At 63.2% G+C, this 18,845-nt stretch carries 19 protein-coding genes; 10 read left to right on the top strand and 9 right to left on the bottom strand.

The features are described 5' to 3' along the window. Nucleotides 1-126: 126 nt before the first annotated feature. Together AC1DUR_RS21670 and AC1DUR_RS21665 are read left to right on the top strand one after the other, a co-directional pair. A complete protein-coding gene (locus AC1DUR_RS21670) occupies nucleotides 127-1,026 on the top strand; it encodes a DMT family transporter (RefSeq protein ID WP_477718247.1) in 900 nt (299 codons plus the stop codon). A 70-nt stretch (nucleotides 1,027-1,096) separates the two neighbouring features. Continuing rightward, nucleotides 1,097-1,252, top strand: coding sequence for a hypothetical protein (locus AC1DUR_RS21665; RefSeq protein ID WP_477718248.1), 156 nt, complete (start codon nucleotides 1,097-1,099; stop codon nucleotides 1,250-1,252). Between the two features lie 84 nt (nucleotides 1,253-1,336). Here AC1DUR_RS21665 and AC1DUR_RS21660 read toward each other — a convergent pair whose 3' ends face one another. Then, entirely contained in the window at nucleotides 1,337-1,837 is a 501-nt protein-coding gene (locus AC1DUR_RS21660; RefSeq protein WP_477718249.1) for a pilin, read from the bottom strand. A gap of 348 nt (nucleotides 1,838-2,185) precedes the next feature. Between AC1DUR_RS21660 and AC1DUR_RS21655 the strand changes: the two genes are divergently transcribed. Further along, nucleotides 2,186-2,341, top strand: coding sequence for a hypothetical protein (locus AC1DUR_RS21655; protein WP_477718250.1), 156 nt, complete (start codon nucleotides 2,186-2,188; stop codon nucleotides 2,339-2,341). Between the two features lie 52 nt (nucleotides 2,342-2,393). Here AC1DUR_RS21655 and AC1DUR_RS21650 read toward each other — a convergent pair whose 3' ends face one another. The 4 genes from AC1DUR_RS21650 to AC1DUR_RS21635 all read right to left on the bottom strand — a co-directional run bounded on the left by AC1DUR_RS21650 (nucleotide 2,394) and on the right by AC1DUR_RS21635 (nucleotide 6,453). Next, on the bottom strand, nucleotides 2,394-3,254 hold the full coding sequence (locus tag AC1DUR_RS21650) for a PA4780 family RIO1-like protein kinase (RefSeq protein WP_477718251.1): 861 nt from the start codon (nucleotides 3,252-3,254) through the stop codon (nucleotides 2,394-2,396). 227 nt (nucleotides 3,255-3,481) lie between these two features. Continuing rightward, a complete protein-coding gene (locus AC1DUR_RS21645; RefSeq protein ID WP_477722149.1) occupies nucleotides 3,482-4,420 on the bottom strand; it encodes an amidohydrolase family protein in 939 nt (312 codons plus the stop codon). After that, nucleotides 4,378-5,364, bottom strand: coding sequence for a Bug family tripartite tricarboxylate transporter substrate binding protein (locus AC1DUR_RS21640; RefSeq protein ID WP_477718253.1), 987 nt, complete (start codon nucleotides 5,362-5,364; stop codon nucleotides 4,378-4,380). The genes AC1DUR_RS21645 and AC1DUR_RS21640 overlap by 43 nt, the downstream gene beginning before the upstream one ends. Before the next feature lie 69 nt (nucleotides 5,365-5,433). Beyond that, nucleotides 5,434-6,453 carry a Bug family tripartite tricarboxylate transporter substrate binding protein gene (locus tag AC1DUR_RS21635; protein WP_477718254.1) on the bottom strand — a complete coding sequence of 340 codons (1,020 nt, stop codon included), beginning with the start codon at nucleotides 6,451-6,453 and terminating at the stop codon, nucleotides 5,434-5,436. A 231-nt stretch (nucleotides 6,454-6,684) separates the two neighbouring features. Between AC1DUR_RS21635 and AC1DUR_RS21630 the strand changes: the two genes are divergently transcribed. The 3 genes from AC1DUR_RS21630 to AC1DUR_RS21620 all read left to right on the top strand — a co-directional run bounded on the left by AC1DUR_RS21630 (nucleotide 6,685) and on the right by AC1DUR_RS21620 (nucleotide 9,416). Next, nucleotides 6,685-7,272, top strand: a complete 588-nt coding sequence (locus AC1DUR_RS21630; RefSeq protein WP_477718255.1) for an aspartate/glutamate racemase family protein — start codon at nucleotides 6,685-6,687, stop codon at nucleotides 7,270-7,272. A gap of 63 nt (nucleotides 7,273-7,335) precedes the next feature. Further along, nucleotides 7,336-8,409 (top strand): isocitrate/isopropylmalate dehydrogenase family protein, encoded by a 1,074-nt coding sequence (locus tag AC1DUR_RS21625; protein WP_477718256.1) that lies wholly within the window; start codon nucleotides 7,336-7,338, stop codon nucleotides 8,407-8,409. Nucleotides 8,410-8,510: 101 nt separating this feature from the next. Further along, nucleotides 8,511-9,416, top strand: a complete 906-nt coding sequence (locus tag AC1DUR_RS21620) for a GntR family transcriptional regulator (protein ID WP_477718257.1) — start codon at nucleotides 8,511-8,513, stop codon at nucleotides 9,414-9,416. A gap of 46 nt (nucleotides 9,417-9,462) precedes the next feature. On the opposite strand, the gene AC1DUR_RS21615 is transcribed toward AC1DUR_RS21620, so the two are convergent. Further along, nucleotides 9,463-10,437 carry a Bug family tripartite tricarboxylate transporter substrate binding protein gene (locus AC1DUR_RS21615; protein WP_477718258.1) on the bottom strand — a complete coding sequence of 325 codons (975 nt, stop codon included), beginning with the start codon at nucleotides 10,435-10,437 and terminating at the stop codon, nucleotides 9,463-9,465. A 75-nt stretch (nucleotides 10,438-10,512) separates the two neighbouring features. Continuing rightward, nucleotides 10,513-11,460 carry a Bug family tripartite tricarboxylate transporter substrate binding protein gene (locus AC1DUR_RS21610; protein ID WP_477718425.1) on the bottom strand — a complete coding sequence of 316 codons (948 nt, stop codon included), beginning with the start codon at nucleotides 11,458-11,460 and terminating at the stop codon, nucleotides 10,513-10,515. Nucleotides 11,461-11,589: 129 nt separating this feature from the next. On the opposite strand from AC1DUR_RS21610, the gene acnA reads away from it, so the two are divergent. From acnA to AC1DUR_RS21590, 4 genes are all read left to right on the top strand, one after another. Next, nucleotides 11,590-14,253, top strand: coding sequence for an aconitate hydratase AcnA (gene acnA / locus AC1DUR_RS21605; RefSeq protein ID WP_477718259.1), 2,664 nt, complete (start codon nucleotides 11,590-11,592; stop codon nucleotides 14,251-14,253). Nucleotides 14,254-14,288: 35 nt separating this feature from the next. Then, on the top strand, nucleotides 14,289-15,185 hold the full coding sequence (locus AC1DUR_RS21600; RefSeq protein ID WP_477718260.1) for a GntR family transcriptional regulator: 897 nt from the start codon (nucleotides 14,289-14,291) through the stop codon (nucleotides 15,183-15,185). A gap of 73 nt (nucleotides 15,186-15,258) precedes the next feature. Further along, entirely contained in the window at nucleotides 15,259-16,011 is a 753-nt protein-coding gene (locus AC1DUR_RS21595) for an ABC transporter substrate-binding protein (protein WP_477718261.1), read from the top strand. 28 nt (nucleotides 16,012-16,039) lie between these two features. Then, nucleotides 16,040-17,095 carry a lactonase family protein gene (locus AC1DUR_RS21590; protein WP_477718262.1) on the top strand — a complete coding sequence of 352 codons (1,056 nt, stop codon included), beginning with the start codon at nucleotides 16,040-16,042 and terminating at the stop codon, nucleotides 17,093-17,095. 135 nt (nucleotides 17,096-17,230) lie between these two features. Here AC1DUR_RS21590 and AC1DUR_RS21585 read toward each other — a convergent pair whose 3' ends face one another. Both AC1DUR_RS21585 and AC1DUR_RS21580 read right to left on the bottom strand, forming a co-directional pair. Next, nucleotides 17,231-17,776 carry a hypothetical protein gene (locus tag AC1DUR_RS21585; RefSeq protein WP_477718263.1) on the bottom strand — a complete coding sequence of 182 codons (546 nt, stop codon included), beginning with the start codon at nucleotides 17,774-17,776 and terminating at the stop codon, nucleotides 17,231-17,233. 223 nt (nucleotides 17,777-17,999) lie between these two features. Beyond that, nucleotides 18,000-18,794, bottom strand: coding sequence for an SDR family oxidoreductase (locus tag AC1DUR_RS21580; RefSeq protein ID WP_477718264.1), 795 nt, complete (start codon nucleotides 18,792-18,794; stop codon nucleotides 18,000-18,002). Nucleotides 18,795-18,845: the final 51 nt, after the last annotated feature.

Genomic DNA, 18,845 nt, shown 5'->3' with positions numbered 1-18,845 from the left:
CTGCGGTGTTTTGAAAAATTTAATGTCAGGCGGCATCGTGCCATGAATCGAAATATGCTGCTCTCCCGAGGGGCTGAAGGACGGTTTGCGGGGTGGACATGTGCCCGGCTTGGTACAGTTCCCGGCATGAATCAACGCGTGACCCCCGCCACCGCCCTGCTGCTGGTACTTCCTCCTTTACTCTGGGCCGGCAATGCGGTGGTAGGCCGCCTGGTCACCACGCTGGTGCCGCCCATGACACTGAATTTTCTGCGCTGGGCGCTGGCTTTTGTGATCTTGTTGCCCCTGGCCCACCGCCTGCTCAGGCCAGGCAGCACCCTTTGGCCGCACTGGAAACGCTTTGCGTTGCTGGGCCTGCTGGGTGTGGGCTGCTACAACGCCCTGCAATACCTGGCGCTGAAAACCTCCACACCGCTCAATGTCACGCTGGTCGCCTCCAGCGTGCCGATCTGGATGCTGGCCGTGGGCGCCCTGTGCTTTGGCCAGCGCGTCTCGCACCGGCAAATCACCGGCGCGGTCCTGTCGATTGCCGGCGTGCTGGTGGTGCTGTCACGTGGTGATTGGGCCCTGCTGGCGCAAGTGCAGCTCGTGCCCGGCGATCTGTACGTGCTGCTGGCCACGCTGGCCTGGGCGTTTTACAGCTGGCTGCTGTCGCAACCCAAGGAGCCCCCAGACATCCGCGATGACTGGGCTGCTTTCCTGATGGCGCAAATCTTCTTCGGCCTGGGCTGGTCCGGCCTGTTTGCGGCCAGCGAATGGGCCCTGACCGACGCCCACATTAGCTGGGGCTGGCCCCTGGCGACGGCCCTGCTCTACGTGGCCATCGGTCCGGCCGTGATCGCCTACCGCTGCTGGGGCATGGGCGTGCAGCGTGTCGGCCCGGCAATTGCCGGCTTTTTCTCCAACCTCACGCCGCTGTTTGCCGCGCTGCTGTCGGTTGCCTTTCTGGGCGAGTTGCCGCAGCTTTATCACGCGCTGGCGTTTCTGCTGATCGTGGGCGGGATTGTGGTGTCGTCGCGGCGATAGAAGGCAGGAAGCCGAACGCTGGAGGCGGGCTGATCCATCACGGCACCAGAAGATTCGCTCGGTACAGGTGATGAAGCGGCAGTTGTGGGAGGCGCCCTACCAGTACCTGGGTGAGGCGATTACGCTGGCCAACGCCGCGATGGTGACCAGCCTGCGCAGTGAGGACTTTCAGGAGGGTGTGCGTCACTTTGTAGAGAAAAGGGCAGCGCGTTTCACGGGCCGCTGACACATGGGCGCACGGCTGGCCAATGATTAATAGAAGGGTGTAAGGCGTTTATTTATCAACGACTTTGCTTACCTTCGCTTGCCATCAACCGCGGCAGGAAGCAGGCAAAAATTTGGCAGGAATGTCCGTTCCGTCAGTCGGCGAGCCACAGCGCCAACCGAAGAGGGACTTCCCGACGTCGGTAGCAAATACTGCGACAACACCGGCGGTTACCATGGGGGCAAGCGTGACGAAGTGATTATCCATTTGAGTGTCATTGAATCCTTGCATCGTCACCTTGACCACGCCATCGGCTGATGTGGTGACCGCGGCCACATACGTGGACGACGCACTGGGGTTGGAGGTACCCGCCCCAGCCTCGCAGCCCCATCCGTTTGCCCCCGGAGAATCCGATGCACTGCCGGACTGGTACACCTCAGCAATTGGTGTACGACAGGATGAAGCCGCCAAAACCCCCTCAGACAGTTTGGCCCGCTTGGTGTAGTCCTGATAAGCGGGCAACGCCACGGCTGCCAGGATGCCGATGATCGCCACGACGATCATCAATTCGATGAGCGTGAAGCCCTTCTGCATGGACCTATTCATGAGGAAATCCTTCGTGAATACTGCCTGAAACAGTCAGAAGTCTATACAAGGCGTACCAAGTTGCAGCTTGCCAACTTCCAAATGCAGTGTGCCGTCCCGGGAAATCTACCGAGCGATGACAGTATCGCGCCCATCCAGAACTGTCAAGTTTTCAACGACTCAATGAGCACGGCCAGCAGCCAGCAGCCAGCAGCCAGTATCACGCTACCTCCGCATCGGGCTTCAGCACACCGCATGCACCAGGTTCGATCTCAAGGCCGAGATAGGCAGGCAGCTGCTACGGTGCGACACGGCGCGACGTCCACCGTCCGCGGCAGGTCGATCGCAGGGACTACTGCGGATCGATCAATGCCCGAGGGAGCCCTGGGGCGCGGCGCCCGTTTCCTCGAACTGCTGCGCAGCGTGCGTCCACCGCTCACCCCATTGAGTGACGACGTCAGCAGCAGCGTGCTGAGCCAATTGCGCGATGCAGAATTTGAAATGGCTGCTTATCCCGTACGCTGATGCCGGAGCATTTCTGACGTGCCTGCGCAGCCAAAGCAGCGTGCCCAGTCCCTCACCCAACAGCCTGCATGCGCACCCGCCGCGCCGCCTCCTCGGCGCGCGCATCGTCAATCTCACGTATCACGCCGCCCACATCCACCGCCCCGACCTTGCGCTCAAACCGGCCGGTGAGAACCACCTCTGGGTCCAGCACGCCGCGTTCATACAAGGCCCAGATCTCCAGGCCAAAGTCGGTGTGCAGCAACTCGGGGGCAAAGCGGCCGAAAAAGCCGCGCAGGTTGTCCACATCGCGCAGCAGCATGCGTTTGGCGTGGTTGTTGCCGGCGGCGTCCACGGCCTGGGGAAGGTCGATGATCACCGGGCCGTCCACGCCCTGTTCGCTGCCCAGCAGGATGTTGAACTCCGACAGGTCGCCATGCACGACGCCGGCGCACAGCATGCGCACCACCTCGATCAACAGCGTCCCGTGGTGCGTGCGCGCCTGCTCGGGTGTGAACTCCACGTCATTGAGCCGCGGGGCGGCGTCGCCGTGTTCGTCGGTCACCAACTCCATCAGCAACACGCCGTCGCAGAAGTTGTGGGGCCTAGGCACGCGCACGCCAGCGGCGGCCAGGCGATACAGCGCATCGACCTCGGCGCTCTGCCAGGCGGCCTCCTGCGCCTGCCGGCCAAAGCGGGTGCCCTTGGCCATGGCGCGGGCCTGGCGGGTGTTTTTGACCTTGCGGTTTTCGGTGTAGTCAACCGCCTGCCGGAAGCTGCGCTCCGTGGCCTCCTTGTAGACCTTGGCGCAGCGGGTTTCGCCGCCACAGCGCACCACGTAGACCATGGCCTCCTTGCCACTCATGAGCTGACGCACGACTGTGTCGATCAGGCCTTCCTCGATCAATGACTGCAGTCGCTTGGGTGGTTTCATGGAAGCCATTTTGCACTGTGGCCGCAGGACGCCGCACGGTCGATCCTGGGCCCGCCGCAGCTGAGGGCACGAACGTGCAGCGCATCGGGCCTGCCATTGCCGGTCAGCAGCTTTGCCAGGCGAGTTGTCGCACCTTTATCACGCGGTGGCGTTTTTGCTGATTGTGGGGGGTTGTGATGTCGTCGCGGCGGTGAACCAGGTGGAGTACGCCGACAGAGACCGCTCAGTCAAGCCGACGTTTTTTGCTCGTCTGTACCGAAAAATGCCACAGACTCGGGAAATCCATAAAGCCTTGAAGCGTTGTCACCCAGCACAGCCTGAGTGTCCACGGTGGACCATAAACGACACGTTTCCAGCCACGCACTGTCATCGATCTGGCGAAAAGCTTCCAGTGTTTCGGTGAGAGCGCTGAATCTGCGCCCGGTTCCCTGCGTGTGGGGCCAGTTGCTGCCCCACAGCAGCCGGTCGCTGCGTGTATGCAGCAAACTCTCGACGAAGGGAGCCAGGTCGTCATAGGGCGGTCCGATGCGGGAATACAGGTAAGGCGCCGAGAGCTTGACGTACAGCTTGCCGCCCTGAACAAGCCGCAACATCTTTGTCCAGGTATCGACGCTGCGCCCCAACGCCACATTGGGAAGCCCCATGTGATCCAGTACATAAAGCCGGGACGATCGCTCGATGTAATCGGTCAATTCGCCAATAACATTTGGCGCCACATGCAATTGCACATGCCACTGAGGAGGAATGCGCCCTTCTACCTCCTGCATTTTCCGGAGCGCGGCTGCGGGCGCCTGAAGATGATCAACCACCAGATTGATGCGCGCACCGCACACGCCGGCGGCATTCAACCGGTCAATCTCCTGTGCTGAAGTTTGCCTTGACACCACAGCGACGCCCCGGGACCGCTCACCCAAGGCAGTGAGGGCATCCAGCAGGCAGTCGTTTTGCTCGCCATACACGCTGGGCTGCACCAGCACCACACGCGCCAGCCCGACAGCACGCATATGCGCCTGCAAATGCGCCACCGTTGCTTCCCCGGGGGTGAAGCGACGAGGCGTGACATAGGGAAAACGCGCCGGATGAAAAATGTGGACGTGGCTGTCGCAGATTGCCAGAGCCATTTTTACTGCGCCTGGATGTTGGCGGTCTTCACTATCTGCTGCCACTTTTTCAATTCTCCGTTGATGAAATTCTGGAACTCAGCCGCAGAATCGCCCACGGGGGTTGCCCCCAGTTCCTGCAGCTTTTGGGCAACCTCCGGTGCCTTCAGTGCCTTGGTGATCTGTCCATGCAGGGCATTCAACACCTCAGGTGGTGTCCGCGCCGGTGCCACCACGCCGACCCAGTGGGTCATGGCGAACTTCTGGATCCCGGCCTCCTCGAAGGTCGGCACCTCGGGCAGCCGCGTCGAGCGCTTGGCTTGTCCTATGCCGACGGCCTTGATGCGGCCCGAAGCCAGCGGTCCTGCGGTGCTGGTGATGCTGTCGATCAGCATGTCGATCTCGCCGGCCATCAGCGCCTTGATCGATTCGCCGCCCCCCTTGTAGGGCACATGCAGGAACTTGGCGCCGGTCACGGTGCCCAGCAACTCGGTGGTGAGGTGGGGCGTGCTGCCGACACCGCCGGAGCCGTAGGTCAGCTTGCCGGGGTTCTGGCGCGCGAACTCCATCATGTCGCGGGCAGAGTTGAAGCGCGATGCGGCGGGAATCATCATGACCATGGGCGACTCGGCAACTTTTGTCACCGCGACCAGGTCGCGCGCCGTGTCGTACGGTATTTTGGCGTGGACCGCCGGCGCCATCGTGAACGGACCGCTGACGAAGGCCAACGTGTAGCCATCCGCCGTCGCTTTTGCAACGGCGTCCGTGCCGATGACGCCGCCCGCGCCGGCCTTGTTGTCGACCACGAACGACTGCCCGGTTTCCAGGGTCAGGCGCTGCGCCAGGACGCGCGCCATCACATCGTTGGGACCGCCGGCGGCAAACGGCACGACGAGCCGGACCGGCTTGGACGGGTAGGCCGGGCCCTGAGCCATGGCGGCCGACGAGGCTGCCAAGATCGTCAGAAGCAGCGTGACGGCACGGCGGGGGAGCGAGGGGAAAGCTTGCATGGAAGTACTCTGTTGATGGATGGGCGTTTCGGGGCTGCACGTCGCGCAGGCGAAGGCGCAACGCGCCATTCATTCGGGCTTGATACCTTTGTCCTTGATCAGTTTGCTCCAGCGATTCGACTCGGCCGAGACAAAATCTCCAAAGGCCTTGGCGTCGCCGCCGCCCACCACATTGCCGGGCGCGGTGATACGCTGCACCAGATCGGGCTCCTGCAGGGCGCGGTTGATCGCCTGGTTGAGCTTGTCCACGATCGGCTTGGGCGTGCCCTTGGGCGCCACGATGCCGAACCAGTTGGAAATTTCCATTTCCTTCACGCCCAGCTCCGCGAAGGTGGGCACGTCGGGCAGGGAGGGCAGGCGCTTGTCATTGGCCACCGCCAGGGGCCGCAACTTGGGCGGCGACGATTTCAGGTAGCCCAGCGCCGCGGGCACCATGTCGAACATGTAGTCCACCTGACCGGCCAGCAGGTCGTTGGTCGCCGGGCCGCCGCCGCGGTAGGGAATGTGAACCGCAGACGCACCGACCGACGACTTGAACATCTCGCCCGCCAGGTGGAACGAGCCACCCGAGCCCGCCGAGGCATAGCTCATCTTGCCCGGCGCGGCCTTGAGGGCGCTGACCAGGTCGTTGAGGCTCTTGTGGGGTGACTTGTCCGCATTGACGACCAGGACCAGCGGGCCTTTCTCCAGCAGGATGACGGGCACCAGATCGGTGGCTGGATCAAACGGCGTGTTGGGCATCAAGGTCTTGTTGACGGCCAGCGGCGCCAGATTGCCCAGGCCAATGGTGTAGCCGTCCGGTACGGCCTTGGCTATCGCATTGGTGCCGATATTTCCGTTCGCCCCCGGCTTGTTGTCCACGATCACGGACTGGCCGAAATAAACAGCTAATTTCTGGGCGATCTGGCGGGCACGCACATCCGAACTTCCACCGGCGGCATAGGGAACGATCAGGGTGATCGTTTTGCTGGGGTAGTCCCTGGCCGCGTCCTGTGCGAGGGCAAAAGCAGGCAGCAAGAGCAGGCCGGCAGCCGCCAGGAAGGAGCGCCTGGGCGCAAAGGGACGGGCAGCGGGGTGTTGGTCGGGCATGAATTGTCTCCTGTTGATTGGTGCCATCGGCTGGCGGGCGCGGCGCTGTACCACCGCATGCGGCGATACAATATTAATTGTACCAATAAATTTTATAGTACAATTAATTCTACAAAATTAAGCTTTAATCGAATAATGATTGAACTAAAAATATCATTAATACATGGCACATCGCTGGCCATAAGGCCTGTCGCAGACGCTTTTGATCGCCTCTGGCCGCAGGTGCAGCGCATGAACCTGCTGGACGACCGGCTGTCGCAGGACCTCGCCAGCGCGGGGGCGCTAACGGAGGGCATGGTCGCGCGCATGGTGAGCCTGGCGCACTACGCCAGGAATTGGGGAGCCCATGGCATCCTGTTCACCTGCTCTGCGTTTGGCCCCGCCATTGACGAAGCGGCGCGCGTGGTCGGCCTGCCAACGCTCAAGCCCAATGAAGCGATGTTCGATGAGGCCCTGGCGATCTGCGCCCGGCTCGGCAGGGAGGGCCGCATCGGCTTGTTGACCACGTTTGCGCCGGCCGCGCACGCCCTGCGCGAAGAACTGCTGGCCGTTGCATGCCAGCGCAACCTGCCCGTCCAGGTGGAAAGCGCCTGTGCACCGGACGCCATGGAGGCCCTGAATGCCGGCGATGTCGCGACCCACGACCGGCTGGTGGTGGAGCAGGCCAGGGCGCTGGCGACTTGCGACGTGCTGGTGATGGGGCAGTTCTCCATGGCCCGGGCGCGGGGCTTGGTGGCCGCCACGACGGACCGGCCCGTTCTCACCAGCCCCGACAGCGCCGTGCGCCGCCTCAAGGCCACGCTGTCCGGCCCGCATTGAAGCCACCGCCGCACTTCCCGCTTCCCGCTTCCTACCCCCACCCCAACCAACTGGAGATTTACATTGAAATTCATCGTATTGCCGTGTGACGGTATTGGCCCCGAAATCGTTGCCGCCTCGGTCGGGGTCCTGGAAGCGGCCGCTGCACGCTTCAAGCTGCCTTTGACCTTTGACCATGAAAGCGTGGGCTTCGACAGCCTGAAGGCCCATGGCACCACGCTGCGCCAGGAGGTCCTGGACAAAGCCAGAACCTGCGACGGGATCATCCTGGGCACGCAGTCGCACGCCGACTACCCAGCACCTGAGCAGGGCGGCCGAAACGTGTCGGCGGGTTTTCGCGTCGGGCTGGACCTCTACGCCAATGTGCGCCCTGCCCGCACCCGCCCCTACCTGCCATCCAACCTGCGCGAGGGCCGGTCCATGGACCTGGTGATCATGCGCGAGGCGACGGAAGGTTTTTACCCGGACCGCAACATGAGCCGCGGCTGGGGCGAGGTCATGCCCAGTCCCGACATGGCGCTGTCCACCCGCAAAATCACCCGCCATTGCAGCGAACGCATTGCACGCCGCGCCTTCGAGCTGGCCATGACACGCCGCAAGAAAGTCACGGCCATCCACAAGGCCAACAGCTTTCACATGACCGACGGGCTCTTCCTGGAAGCGGTGCGCCACGTGGCCAGGGACTTCCCCGAAGTGCAGCTCGATGACTTGCTGGTCGATGCCTCGACCGCCCACCTGGTGCGCGAGCCCGAGCGCTTTGACGTGCTGGTGGCGACCAACTTCTATGGCGACATCCTGTCGGATCTGGCCAGCGAGCTGTCTGGCAGCCTCGGACTCGCCGGCTCGGTGATGGCCAGCGACGACCTGTGCTGCGCGCAGGCGCAGCACGGCTCGGCGCCCACCATTGCAGGCCAGGACATCGCCAACCCCACCTCCATGATTCTTTCGGTGGCCATGATGGTGCGCTGGACAGGGGACAAGCGCGGCCATGTCGCCCTGCAGCAGGCAGGCGATGCGATGAGCGCTGCGGTGGACCAGGTGCTGGCCAACCCGGCGACGCGCACCCGTGACATCGGCGGCACCATGGGCTGCCAGGCTTTCGGCCAGGCTGTCGCCCAGGCCGTCGCGTCAAATTAAAGACGGCCTGGCCGGGTGACGCCTTGCCCTGCGGCGCGCAGGGCGTGAGTCAGCCCGCCATGTACAGTCTGGCGTGTCGCACGACCATTTTTCTTCCGAACATGCCCTCCGAACCCTCCTCCAGCAAAGTCAGTCCGCTCATTCCGGCCCTGGCCACCCACATCGTGGAGATCATTCGGCGCGAACAGCATGCCATCGGCCATCGGCTGACCGAACAAGCTTTGTGTGATGCACTGGGCGTGTCCCGGTCACCCGTACGCAAGGCGCTGCAATACCTGCAGGCCAGTGGCGTCGTTCAGTCGGCGCCCCACCGCGGCTTCCAGGTCGCCAAGATGCCTTCCGAACTGCTCGACCTGGCGCTGCCGGCCGAACGGGCATCCGAGGAAGAGATTTACCTCAAAATCGCCAATGACCGTATCAGCGGCCTGCTGAAAGACGAGATCGCCGAAGCCGACCTGATGTCGCGCTACGGGCTGGCGCGCCTGCAGGTGCAGCGCATCCTGAACCGCATGGCGCGCGAAAGCATGATTGACCGCAAGCCGGGCCGCGGCTGGATTTTCCGGCCCTTGCTGAGCAGCGCCGAGTCACACCGCGAGAGCTACCGCTTTCGCATGATCATCGAACCGGCGGCGCTGCTGGAGCCGGGCTACCAGGTGGACCTGGCCGAGCTGGAGAAATGCCGGCGCGAACAGATCGACCTCCTGCAAGGCGGCATTGAACGCTGCACGCCGGCCGAACTCTTTCGCGCGGGCGTTCATTTTCACGAAACCGTGATCGCTGGCGCGCACAACCAGTTCCTCACCGATTCGCTGCGCACCGTCAACCAGATGCGCCGGGTGGTCGAGTACGGCACGCGGCTGGACCGTTCGCGCCTTCACCGCCAGTGCGAGGAGCACCTGGTGCTGATTGACCTGCTGGTGCGGGGCGAGCGCATGGAGGCTTCACAGTTTCTGCGCCAGCACCTCAACACCGCGCGCATCACCAAGCTCGGTGAAGGGCACACATGAGGCCGCCCAAGGCCGACTGACGTCGACCGAGTCGAATAAGCCACGCCTACTCCAGCTTGATGCCGGCCGCCTTCACGAGCGCCGCCCAGCGTTTGTTCTCGGCCGCTATAAATGCCGCAAACTCCTCGGGCGTGCCACCACCGACCACGTTGCCGGGGCCTGCGATTTTTTCCCGGATATCGGGCAAGGCCAGCGCACTGTTGTAGGCCTCGTTAAGCTTGCGGACCACGACGGGCGACAGCCCCTTGGGCCCGATCAGGCCGAGCCAGTTTGAAACCGTGGCCTGCGGGTAGCCAAGCTCGGCCATGGTCGGCACATCGGGCAGGCTGGGCAGACGCTTGTCGCTGGTGACAGCGAGGGGGCGTGTCTTGCCGGCCTGGATCGAGGGCAGGGCCGCATAGGTTTGCTCGAACATCAGGTCCACCTCGCCCGCCAGCAACGCGCCCGCGGCCGGTCCGCCCCCCTTGTACGGCACGGACAGCATGAAGATGCCCGCCGTCTGCTTGAACAACTCGGCGCTCAGATGGTGCGCGCCGCCCGCGCCGGCGTTGCCGATAGTCAGCAAGCCTGGTTTGGCCTTCGCCGCCGCGACGACGTCTTTCAACGACTTGAAGGGCTTGTCGGTGCGGGTGACGAGCACCAGCGGCGCCTTTTCGATCAGGACAATGGGCGTGAAGTCCTTGACCGGGTCGAACGGCACCTTGGGGTAGATAGCCGCATTCACCGCCATCGGGCCCATCGCGCCTATGCCCAGCGTGTAGCCATCCGTGGCGGCACGCGCGACGAAGTCGTGGCCGATGTTGCCGCTGGCGCCGGGTTTGTTCTCAATGATGATGCTCTTGCCCAGGGTTTTGGCAACCTCTACACCCAGCATGCGGGCGCGGATGTCGTTGTTGCCGCCAGCGGCAAACGCCACGACCACGGTCACGGGCTTGGCTGGATAGTCTTGCGACAGCGCGGGCAGAGCGGCCAGGCAGCCCAGCAGGAGGCCGGAAATTTTCAGAAAGGTCTTGCGGTGCATGAAGGTTTCCTGGTTGAAGGTCATGTGAAGGGGAAAAGAAAAACGAAGGAAATGAAGGGAAAGAGAAGGTGCGGCCTATTCCGCCGTGATGTTGGCCGTTCTGACAATGCGTTCGAACTGCACGGCCTCGGTCTTGATGAAGTCACGAAACTCCTGCGCCGTCATGGGAGCGGGCTCTCCGCCCTGCTCCCGGAGCTTTTTTGCCAGCTCCGGATCACGCAAGGCCTGCGTGACCGCCGCATTGAGCTTTTGCTGCACGGCGTCTGGCGTGCCGGCCGGCGCAAACAGGCCGAACCAGTTTTCCAGCTGGTACCTGGCCAGCGGCTTGTACTCGGCGATGGCGGGAATGTCGGGCACAAAACTGGCGCGTTTGGAGGAGGTCACGGCAATGGCCTTGACCTTGCCGCTCTGGATGAAACCCTTGGCGGCGGCGTAGCTGACAAAGGTCATGTCGACCGTGCCCGAGGTGACGTCAATCAATTGGCCTGCCGCGCCCCGGTAGGGAATGTGAACCATGTGGATACCGGCAAGCTCCTCCAGCAATTCACCGTTGAGGTGCTGGGGGTTGCCGACACCGCTGGTCGAATAAGACAGCTTGCCGGGGTTCTTTTTGGCATGGGCGATCAACTCCTCCATGTTCTTGACCGGAAGCGTCGGGCTGGTGACCAGCACATTGGGAATGCGCGTCACCAGCGTGATCGGCGCCAGGTCTTTCGCGGGCGTGTACTGCATCCGGCCCTTGTAGACAAAGGGATTGATGGCGGTCTCACCCGCTGAACCCAACAAAAGCGTGTAGCCGTCGGGCGCAGCCCTCACCACCGCTTGCGCGCCAATCATGCCGCTGCCGCCGGCCTTGTTGTCCACCACGATGGACTGCTTCAGCGAGACACGAAGCTTTTCGGCGAGCAGGCGCGCGATCGTGTCGACGCCCCCGCCCGCTGAAAAGGGCACCACGAGGGTGATGGGCTTGACGGGATAGTCCTGGGCCAGCACCCCGATCGGGCCGGCCAGGCCTGCAGCCATCAACAGGCTGGGGAGGAAGAAATGACGACGCGAAAGTTGCACGGAAAAGCTCCTGGAGTGAGGCTGAAATTGAGGTCTAGGGTTTATGCTTAATTGCATTTTATTGCGTTAATGTGCAAAATGCGTATTATGGAAAACACCTACAAATTCCCCGAAGGACAACTTTGGGGCCAACTTTTCGTCAATGGCAAGGACCATGCACTGGTCGACTTGCCAGCGCTGTTTGGTGCGCGTCTGAAGCGCTTGCCCGTGGTGCTGCGACTGCTGCTGGAAAACGCGGTGCGCAACATGCAGGGCGATGAGCGACAGGCTGCGGTAGATGCAGTCTTTGGATGGCTGGAACACGGCACCAGCGAGGCCGAACTGGCCTTTCAGCCCGGCCGTGTCTTGATGCATGACACCACCAGCACGCCTGCGCTGGTCGACATTGCGGCCATGCGCAACGCGCTGGACGAGGCGGGCGTGGACCCTTCGGTACTCAATCCCGGCTTGCCCGTCGATGTCTCCATCGACCATTCGTTGGCGGTGGAGGTGTATGCCCGGCGCGACGCGGTCACGCTGAATCTGCAGCACGAGATCCGTCGCAACGGCGAGCGCTACCGCTTTTTGCGCTGGGCGTCCCGCGTGCTCAGCGGGGTGCGCATCCATCCGCCGGGCACCGGCATCATGCACACCATCAACCTGGAGCAACTCGCGACGGTGGTGACGACTGAAATGCGCGACGGCACGCTGTGGGCGGTGCCCGACATGATGATAGGCACCGACAGCCACACCCCGATGATCAATGGCATTGGCGTGCTGGGCTGGGGCGTGGGCGGGCTGGAGGCCCAGACGGTGATGTTTGGCATGCCGACCATGCTGCGCATTCCCGACGTGATCGGTGTGCGGCTCACCGGCAGGCTGCCACCGGCCGCGCAGTCCACAGACCTGGCGCTGACGGTGACGCAGCGGCTGCGCCAGATCGGTGTCTCGGGTGACTTCGTGGAGTTTTACGGCCCCGGTGTGGCGACGCTGAGCGCGGGCGACCGCTCCGTGGTGGCCAACATGGCGCCCGAGTATGGCGCGACCACGGGCTTTTTCGCCGTGGACCAGCGCACGCTGGACTACCTGCGCAGCACCGGACGCAGCGAAGATGCCATCGCGCTGGTGGAGGCCTATACCCGGCGCACCGGACTGTGGTTCGACCCCGAAGCCGAGCCGCGTTACACCCGCACGATTGAGATCGACCTCCAGACGATTGGCATGCACGTGGCCGGCCCCCGCCGTCCGCAAGACCTGCTCGACTATTCAGAAACGCCCAAAGCGCTGGCGGCGGTGGGATTTGTGCCGCCGGCGCCCAGCGCCGACATGCCACGGCATCCCGTGGCGATCGCCGCCATCACCAGTTGCACCAACACTTCTGACCCGCGCCTGCTGATTGCCGCCGGGCTGCTCGCACGCAAGGCACGCGCGTTCGGCCTCAAGGCGCCGCCGTGGGTCAAAACCTCCCTGGCGCCCGGATCGCCCGCTGCCGCGTCCTACCTGGAACGGGCCGGACTGACCGACGACCTGTCCGCCGTCGGCTTCGACATCGTGGGCTATGGCTGCACCACCTGCATCGGCAATCCGGGCCCGCTCACGGAGGCGATCCGCCAGGCGCAGGTGGCAGGCCACAGCAAGGCGGTGGCCGTGCTGTCGGGCAACCGCAACTTTCCGGGGCGCGTGCATCCCGACCTCGAACTGAGCTTCATCATGTCGCCACCGCTGGTCGTGGCTTTTGGTTTAGCCGGTGACGGCGAACGAAACCTCCGGACGGCCCCGGTGCAGACCACGCCGGACGGCCGGCAGGTTTTCCTCCAGGACTTGTGGCCCACGCGCGAGGAAATCGATGCGCACCTGGCGCTGGCCGGCGACCCGTCCGACTACCGGCGCGACTTCGAGATGGCCAGCCGCCATCCGCTCTGGCACGCCCTGAAGGCGCCCGACACGCCGCTGTTCCCCTGGGATGCGCAGTCCACCACGCTGCGCCGCCCGCCGTTCGCAGCGGTGACGGAGGGCAGCCTGCTCGGCCGCTACAGCGCCTACCCCCTGCTGGTGCTGGGCGACGACATCACCACCGACCACATCTCGCCGGCCAGCGCCATCCCGCCGGACAGCCTGGTGGCGGACTTTCTGGTCGAACGCGGCGACAACCGCCAGGACCTGAATGTCTTTGCCTCCCGGCGCGGCAACTGGGAAGTGATGGTGCGTGCAGCCTTCCACAACAAGACACTGGTCAACCTGTTGAAGCCGGACGTGCCGCTGGCCCACACCCTGCACGTGCCCAGCGGTGACGTGCAGCCGATATGGGAGGTCGCGCAGCGCTATCGGAACGACGGTGACCCGGTCGTACTCGTCGCCGGCGAGCGTTATGGCACCGGCTCCTCGCGCGACTGGGCGGCCAAGGGCCAGCGCCTGCTCGGGATCCGGGCGGTGCTGGCAGCGAGCTTTGAACGCATCCACCGTTCCAACCTGATCGGCATGGGCATTCTGCCGCTGCGGCTTGCGCCGGGCGTCAATCCGCACACGCTGCAACTCCAGCCCGGCGACCGGCTCGAGATTGATGCCGACCCGCAGCGCCTGGCGCCGCGCTGCAATGTGGCGGTGCGCATCAGCCGTCTCAACGGTGACACGCAAGCCCTGCTGGCCACAGCCGCCGTCGAAACACAGCTTGAGGTGCAGTTGCTGCGCGACGGCGGGGTCATCCCGTCGATTTTGGGCAAGACCATTGCGGCGCAAGGTGCCCGGGCCAGGCCGGCGGCCCTCAACCCATGAAGGACATGCGCGATCAGGGGCAGAATACCGGCTCTATGAAGGCTGAAAAATCCATCCCTGTCCAGATCATCGAGTTCATCCAGGCCGAGGGGCTGGCGGTTGGCGGTCACTTGCCGGCGCAACTGCTGGCCGATCGTTTGCGCGTCTCCCGTTCCCCGATCAATGAAGCCTTGTGCCTTCTGCATGAAAAAGGCGTGTTGAGCCGCGAGCGCAACCGGGGCTACTTTCTGGCGAAATCGGTCGCACAACCCGTGGCCGACCTGGCCGAGCAGTGGGGGCTGGACGAATCGGATGTCGTGACCAGCGTCTACTTCCAGATAGCCGACGACCGGCTCAAGGGCCTGCTGTCCGATGAATTCTCCGAAGTTCTGATCAGGAACCGTTATGGATTGACCTCGGCACAGCTGCAGGCCGTGCTGAGCCGCATTTCGCAGGAGGGCTGGGCGAATAGAAAACCCGGATATGGCTGGGTTTTCTCGTCAATGCTCACCACGCCGGACAGCCTGCTGCAGTCCTACCGCCTCCGGCTGGCGCTGGAGCCTGCAGCCCTGCTGGAACCGGGCTACCGCCTCGATCCACAGGTGCTGGCGCGTTGCCGCGCCGCAGAAATGCATTTGCTGGACGGCGGCATCGAGACAGACACGGCGGACCAACTGCATGAACGCGGGGTCCGTTTCCATGAGTCGCTGGTAGAGGCCTCGGGCAACCCTTTTTTCATCGACACGATACGCCGCGTCAACCGCGTGCGACGTCTGCTCTCTTACCGCTCGATGCAAAACCGAAAACGCTACAAGGAACACTGCCTGCAGCATCTGGGCGTGCTTGACCTTCTGGAAAAATACCGCAACGAAGAAGCCTCCGAGGCCTTGCGCGATCATTTGTCCAGCACCCTGAAAAATCTGGGAGACATCAGTGACCTTCTCAAATCCTGAGGCCGCTTTTCCATTGTCTGCAGCTCATTTTCGCGTTACCCCTTTTGACTTTTGAACGTATCAGGAACTCGCCATGAACATTCCACCGCATCTCATCAAAGCCTTCACGCCCACCGGCAAGCTGCGCGCTTCCATCAACCTGGGCAACCCCATCCTCGCCAACCGTGATGCCGCAACGGGTGAACCCGTCGGCGTATCGATCGACCTGGCGCGGGCTTTCGCCGAACGGCTTGGCGTCGGGATCGAATTGGTGGTGTTCGACACCGCGGGGAAATCCGTGGATGCCGTGACCCAGGAGCAGGCTGATATCGGGTTCTTTGCGATTGATCCGCTGCGTGGCGAGGGAATATCCTTCACAGCCCCCTACGTGCTGATTGAAGGCAGCTACATGGTGCCCCAGGACTCACCGATTCAGTCCAATGAAGAGGTCGATCGCCCGGGCCGTCGGGTCACGGTCGGCAAAGGCAGTGCTTACGACCTGTACCTGAGCCGGGAACTTCACGAGGCGCAAATCGTGCGGGCACCGACATCTCCGACCGTCGTGGATGTCTTCGTGGCGCAGGGCCTGGAGGTGGCGGCAGGCGTCAGGCAGCAACTGGAAGGAGATGCCAGACGCTTTCCCGGCCTGCGGCTCTTGCCCGGCCGCTTCATGGTGATCCAGCAGGCCATGGGCACACCGAAAGGTCGTGGCCCTGAAGCGGCGGAGCTCTTGCGCCAATACGTCGAGGAAATGAAAGCCAGCGGCTTTGTGGCCGAGGCACTGGCTCGCCACGGCATCCAGGGTGCTTCGGTCGCGCCAGCCTCTGTCGCTGCCGCGGCACAGTGACCCGACCCGGGCTCGCAAGGACAACACCATGTACGCCTATGTCGGTTCGCGCACCACGCGCGAGCGCAATGCCCGGGGAGAAGGGATCAGCGTCTTCAAGCTTGCCCCCGCCACCGGGCAACTCGAACGGGTGCAAGTGGTCGCAGACCTGGTCAATCCATCCTTCCTGGCCCGCAATCGCCAGGGTGATGTGCTCTATGTGATTCATGGAGACCAGCAGGAGGTGAGCGCATTCCGTATCGACGCGAGCGACGGCACACTGCGCTTCCTGAATCGCCAGAGTTGCGAGGGCAAAAACCCTGTTCATCTGGCCCTGGACCCGACCGAACGGTTTCTGGTCGTTTCCAATCATTTGAGCGGAAGCCTCGCGGTGCTGCCCGTGGCCCTTGATGGTTCGCTGGGCAAGGTGAGCCAGATCGTCCAGCTGGAAGGCACGCCGGGCCCCCACAAAACCGAGCAGCCCTTTTCCAAACCCCACTTCAATCCTTTCGACCCGAGCGGCCGTTTTGTTGTCGTGCCCGACAAAGGACTGGACCGCATTTTCTGCTTCCGGTTCGCCAACGGCCGGCTTCAGCCGGCCGACCGGGCGTCGGTCGCGACGCGCGAAAACGCCGGACCGCGCCACCTCGCCTTCCATCCGACCGAGCCCTTCGCCTATGTGGTGAACGAGCTGGACTCCAGCGTGACCGCGTACCGTTTCAGCGCTGAAACGGGTGATCTGGAACCCCTGCAGGTTCTGTCTGCCCTGCCCGATCATTTCACCGGCAACAGCCGCGCCTCGGGCATCGTCGTGGACCCTGCGGGGCGCACGCTCTATGCCTCCAACCGGGGCTATGACAGCATCGCAGTATTTCGTATCGAGCCGGGCACGGGGCGCCTGAAGTTCGTGGGCGCCGAAGCCTCCATGGGCCGCACGCCACGGTTTTTCACCTTAAGCCCCGACGGGCGCATGCTCTTTGTACTCAACGAAGACAGCGACTGCATCGTGCCCTTCACCGTGCACGAGAACTCCGGCCTGCTGTCGCCCACAGGCCTGTCGGTCTACTGCGGCAGCCCGGTCTGCATGGTGTTTTCGCAGTTATAGCAAAAAACCCACGGGCGCCGGCTGGCTCCCCATGGGGTTTTCATGTGTGTTGGAAGCCGCTCCGTCACCGCGACCAGCGCAGGTGCGGCGGCCAGCACGGGGGCCGGGTCGACGCCGAACCCCGCGCAGCGGTCATCACATCGAACCGAGATCCTGGATGGCATCGACCACCATGCTGGTGCCCACGGCGATCAGCAGGATGTCACTCGCGACCCGCACATACTTGTAGCCGGAAGGAGGAACGCCAAGGCGTATCGTCACGGCCTGAGGCACGGGGTAGAAAACGACGTCTCGCGGCAAAGGCTGGCCCATTGCCCATTTTTTGGCCTGGCCGGGGGGCATGCAGCCGTTGTTTTTCTTGGCCAACCCCGGTGGGCACCGACCGGTTTTGGCTTGCCCGACGTAGTACTCACGCACCGCCACGCGCTGCTGGTCCGCAAAAAAACCACCGACCCGAATCTCTGCTCGGGTGACCTGGTTTTTCTGCCCCGATCCCTGCACTGCGCCCTGAACTGTTCCCTCAACTGCTCCCGACCCTTTTCCTTCTTTTTGATTCTTCTTCTCATGTTTTTGGCCTTTACCGCCACCTTCTCCTGCCCATTCCGGCTTTTCGGCCCATGCGCCACCGCACAGCAGGGAAGTTGCAACAAGTAGCGTCAGGGAAAGTTTGAGGGATTTCATGGGATCTCCATTTTTAAGAATTAGACATGCGGGCCGACGACGCTCCAGCTAGCTGCTCACCTGCAATACTGCGAAACAACGCCTGCCTTGTCTAACGGACAAGCATAGGCGATAGTTGACACAAGGGCGCGTAGGACGAATTCGCAAGGCGTGGCCTGGCGCAGACGTCGCGCCGCGGGCCGGCGGGCCGCGTCCGTTTGTAATACGTTCCCAGTACGTTTTTTTAATACGTTCCCGGATAAGCACCGCCGTCGGCCAGCACGTTCTGACCCGTCATGTAGCCCGCGTGCACGCTGCACAGGAATGCGCAGATGGCCCCAAACTCTTCGGATGTTCCGAAACGCTGGGCTGGAATGCTCTTGCGGCGCGAGTCCATGATGGCTTCCAGGGGCTGGCCGGTCTTCTGCGCCGCGCCGCTCATCGTTCCCCGGAGCCGGTCCGTGTCAAATGCACCGGGCAGCAGGTTGTTGATGGTCACGCCCTGCCCTGCCAGCTTGCTGCGCGCCACGCCGGCGACAAAGCCGGTCAGGCCGCTGCGGGCGCCGTTGGACAAGCCCAGGATATCGATGGGCGACTTGACGGCGCTGGAGGTGATGTTGACGATGCGGCCAAAACCGCGCGCCGCCATGCCGTCCACCGTGGCCTTGATCAATTCGATCGGGGTCAGCATGTTGGCATCCACCGCCTTGATCCAGGCGTCGCGGTCCCAGTCGCGGAAGTCACCCGGTGGCGGACCGCCGGCATTGGTGACCACGATATCGAAATCCTTGCGCACCGCAAAAACCGCGGCGCGGCCTTCGGGCGTGGTGATATCCGCGGCAATAAATTGCACATCAGGGCTGTCGTGGCGGGTGTTGTCAGCTATTAATTTGTCAGCAGCTGCTTCCAGCGCCTCGGCGCCGCGTGCCACGATGAGCACGTTCACGCCCTCATGCACCAGAGCTTGCGCACAGCCGAAGCCCAGACCCTTGCTGGCGCCGCACACCAGCGCCCATTTGCCTGCAATACCCAAATCCATAGTCGTTCCTTGCTTAGAAAGTTACTGGCGAAACAGTGAGTGGCCCATGAT

This window comes from Polaromonas sp. P4_F4, from assembly GCF_056401355.1.
The sequence above is the reverse complement of the archived record's forward strand: the minus strand, read 5'-3'. Positions and strand labels throughout refer to the sequence as shown.

Bases quoted from the DNA above. Each gene is read 5' to 3' on its own strand.
- AC1DUR_RS21660 (WP_477718249.1), bottom strand. From the start codon at position 1,837: ATGAATAGGTCCATGCAGAAGGGCTTCACGCTCATCGAATTGATGATC.
- AC1DUR_RS21635 (WP_477718254.1), bottom strand. From the start codon at position 6,453: ATGCCCGACCAACACCCCGCTGCCCGTCCCTTTGCGCCCAGGCGCTCC.
- AC1DUR_RS21590 (WP_477718262.1), top strand. From the start codon at position 16,040: ATGTACGCCTATGTCGGTTCGCGCACCACGCGCGAGCGCAATGCCCGG.
- AC1DUR_RS21580 (WP_477718264.1), bottom strand. From the start codon at position 18,794: ATGGATTTGGGTATTGCAGGCAAATGGGCGCTGGTGTGCGGCGCCAGC.
- AC1DUR_RS21630 (WP_477718255.1), top strand. From the start codon at position 6,685: ATGAACCTGCTGGACGACCGGCTGTCGCAGGACCTCGCCAGCGCGGGG.
- AC1DUR_RS21655 (WP_477718250.1), top strand. From the start codon at position 2,186: ATGCCCGAGGGAGCCCTGGGGCGCGGCGCCCGTTTCCTCGAACTGCTG.
- AC1DUR_RS21665 (WP_477718248.1), top strand. From the start codon at position 1,097: ATGAAGCGGCAGTTGTGGGAGGCGCCCTACCAGTACCTGGGTGAGGCG.
- AC1DUR_RS21670 (WP_477718247.1), top strand. From the start codon at position 127: ATGAATCAACGCGTGACCCCCGCCACCGCCCTGCTGCTGGTACTTCCT.
- AC1DUR_RS21585 (WP_477718263.1), bottom strand. From the start codon at position 17,776: ATGAAATCCCTCAAACTTTCCCTGACGCTACTTGTTGCAACTTCCCTG.
- AC1DUR_RS21650 (WP_477718251.1), bottom strand. From the start codon at position 3,254: ATGAAACCACCCAAGCGACTGCAGTCATTGATCGAGGAAGGCCTGATC.
- AC1DUR_RS21610 (WP_477718425.1), bottom strand. From the start codon at position 11,460: ATGGCTGCAGGCCTGGCCGGCCCGATCGGGGTGCTGGCCCAGGACTAT.
- AC1DUR_RS21600 (WP_477718260.1), top strand. From the start codon at position 14,289: ATGAAGGCTGAAAAATCCATCCCTGTCCAGATCATCGAGTTCATCCAG.
- AC1DUR_RS21620 (WP_477718257.1), top strand. From the start codon at position 8,511: ATGCCCTCCGAACCCTCCTCCAGCAAAGTCAGTCCGCTCATTCCGGCC.
- AC1DUR_RS21640 (WP_477718253.1), bottom strand. From the start codon at position 5,364: ATGCAAGCTTTCCCCTCGCTCCCCCGCCGTGCCGTCACGCTGCTTCTG.
- AC1DUR_RS21615 (WP_477718258.1), bottom strand. From the start codon at position 10,437: ATGCACCGCAAGACCTTTCTGAAAATTTCCGGCCTCCTGCTGGGCTGC.
- acnA (WP_477718259.1), top strand. From the start codon at position 11,590: ATGGAAAACACCTACAAATTCCCCGAAGGACAACTTTGGGGCCAACTT.
- AC1DUR_RS21595 (WP_477718261.1), top strand. From the start codon at position 15,259: ATGAACATTCCACCGCATCTCATCAAAGCCTTCACGCCCACCGGCAAG.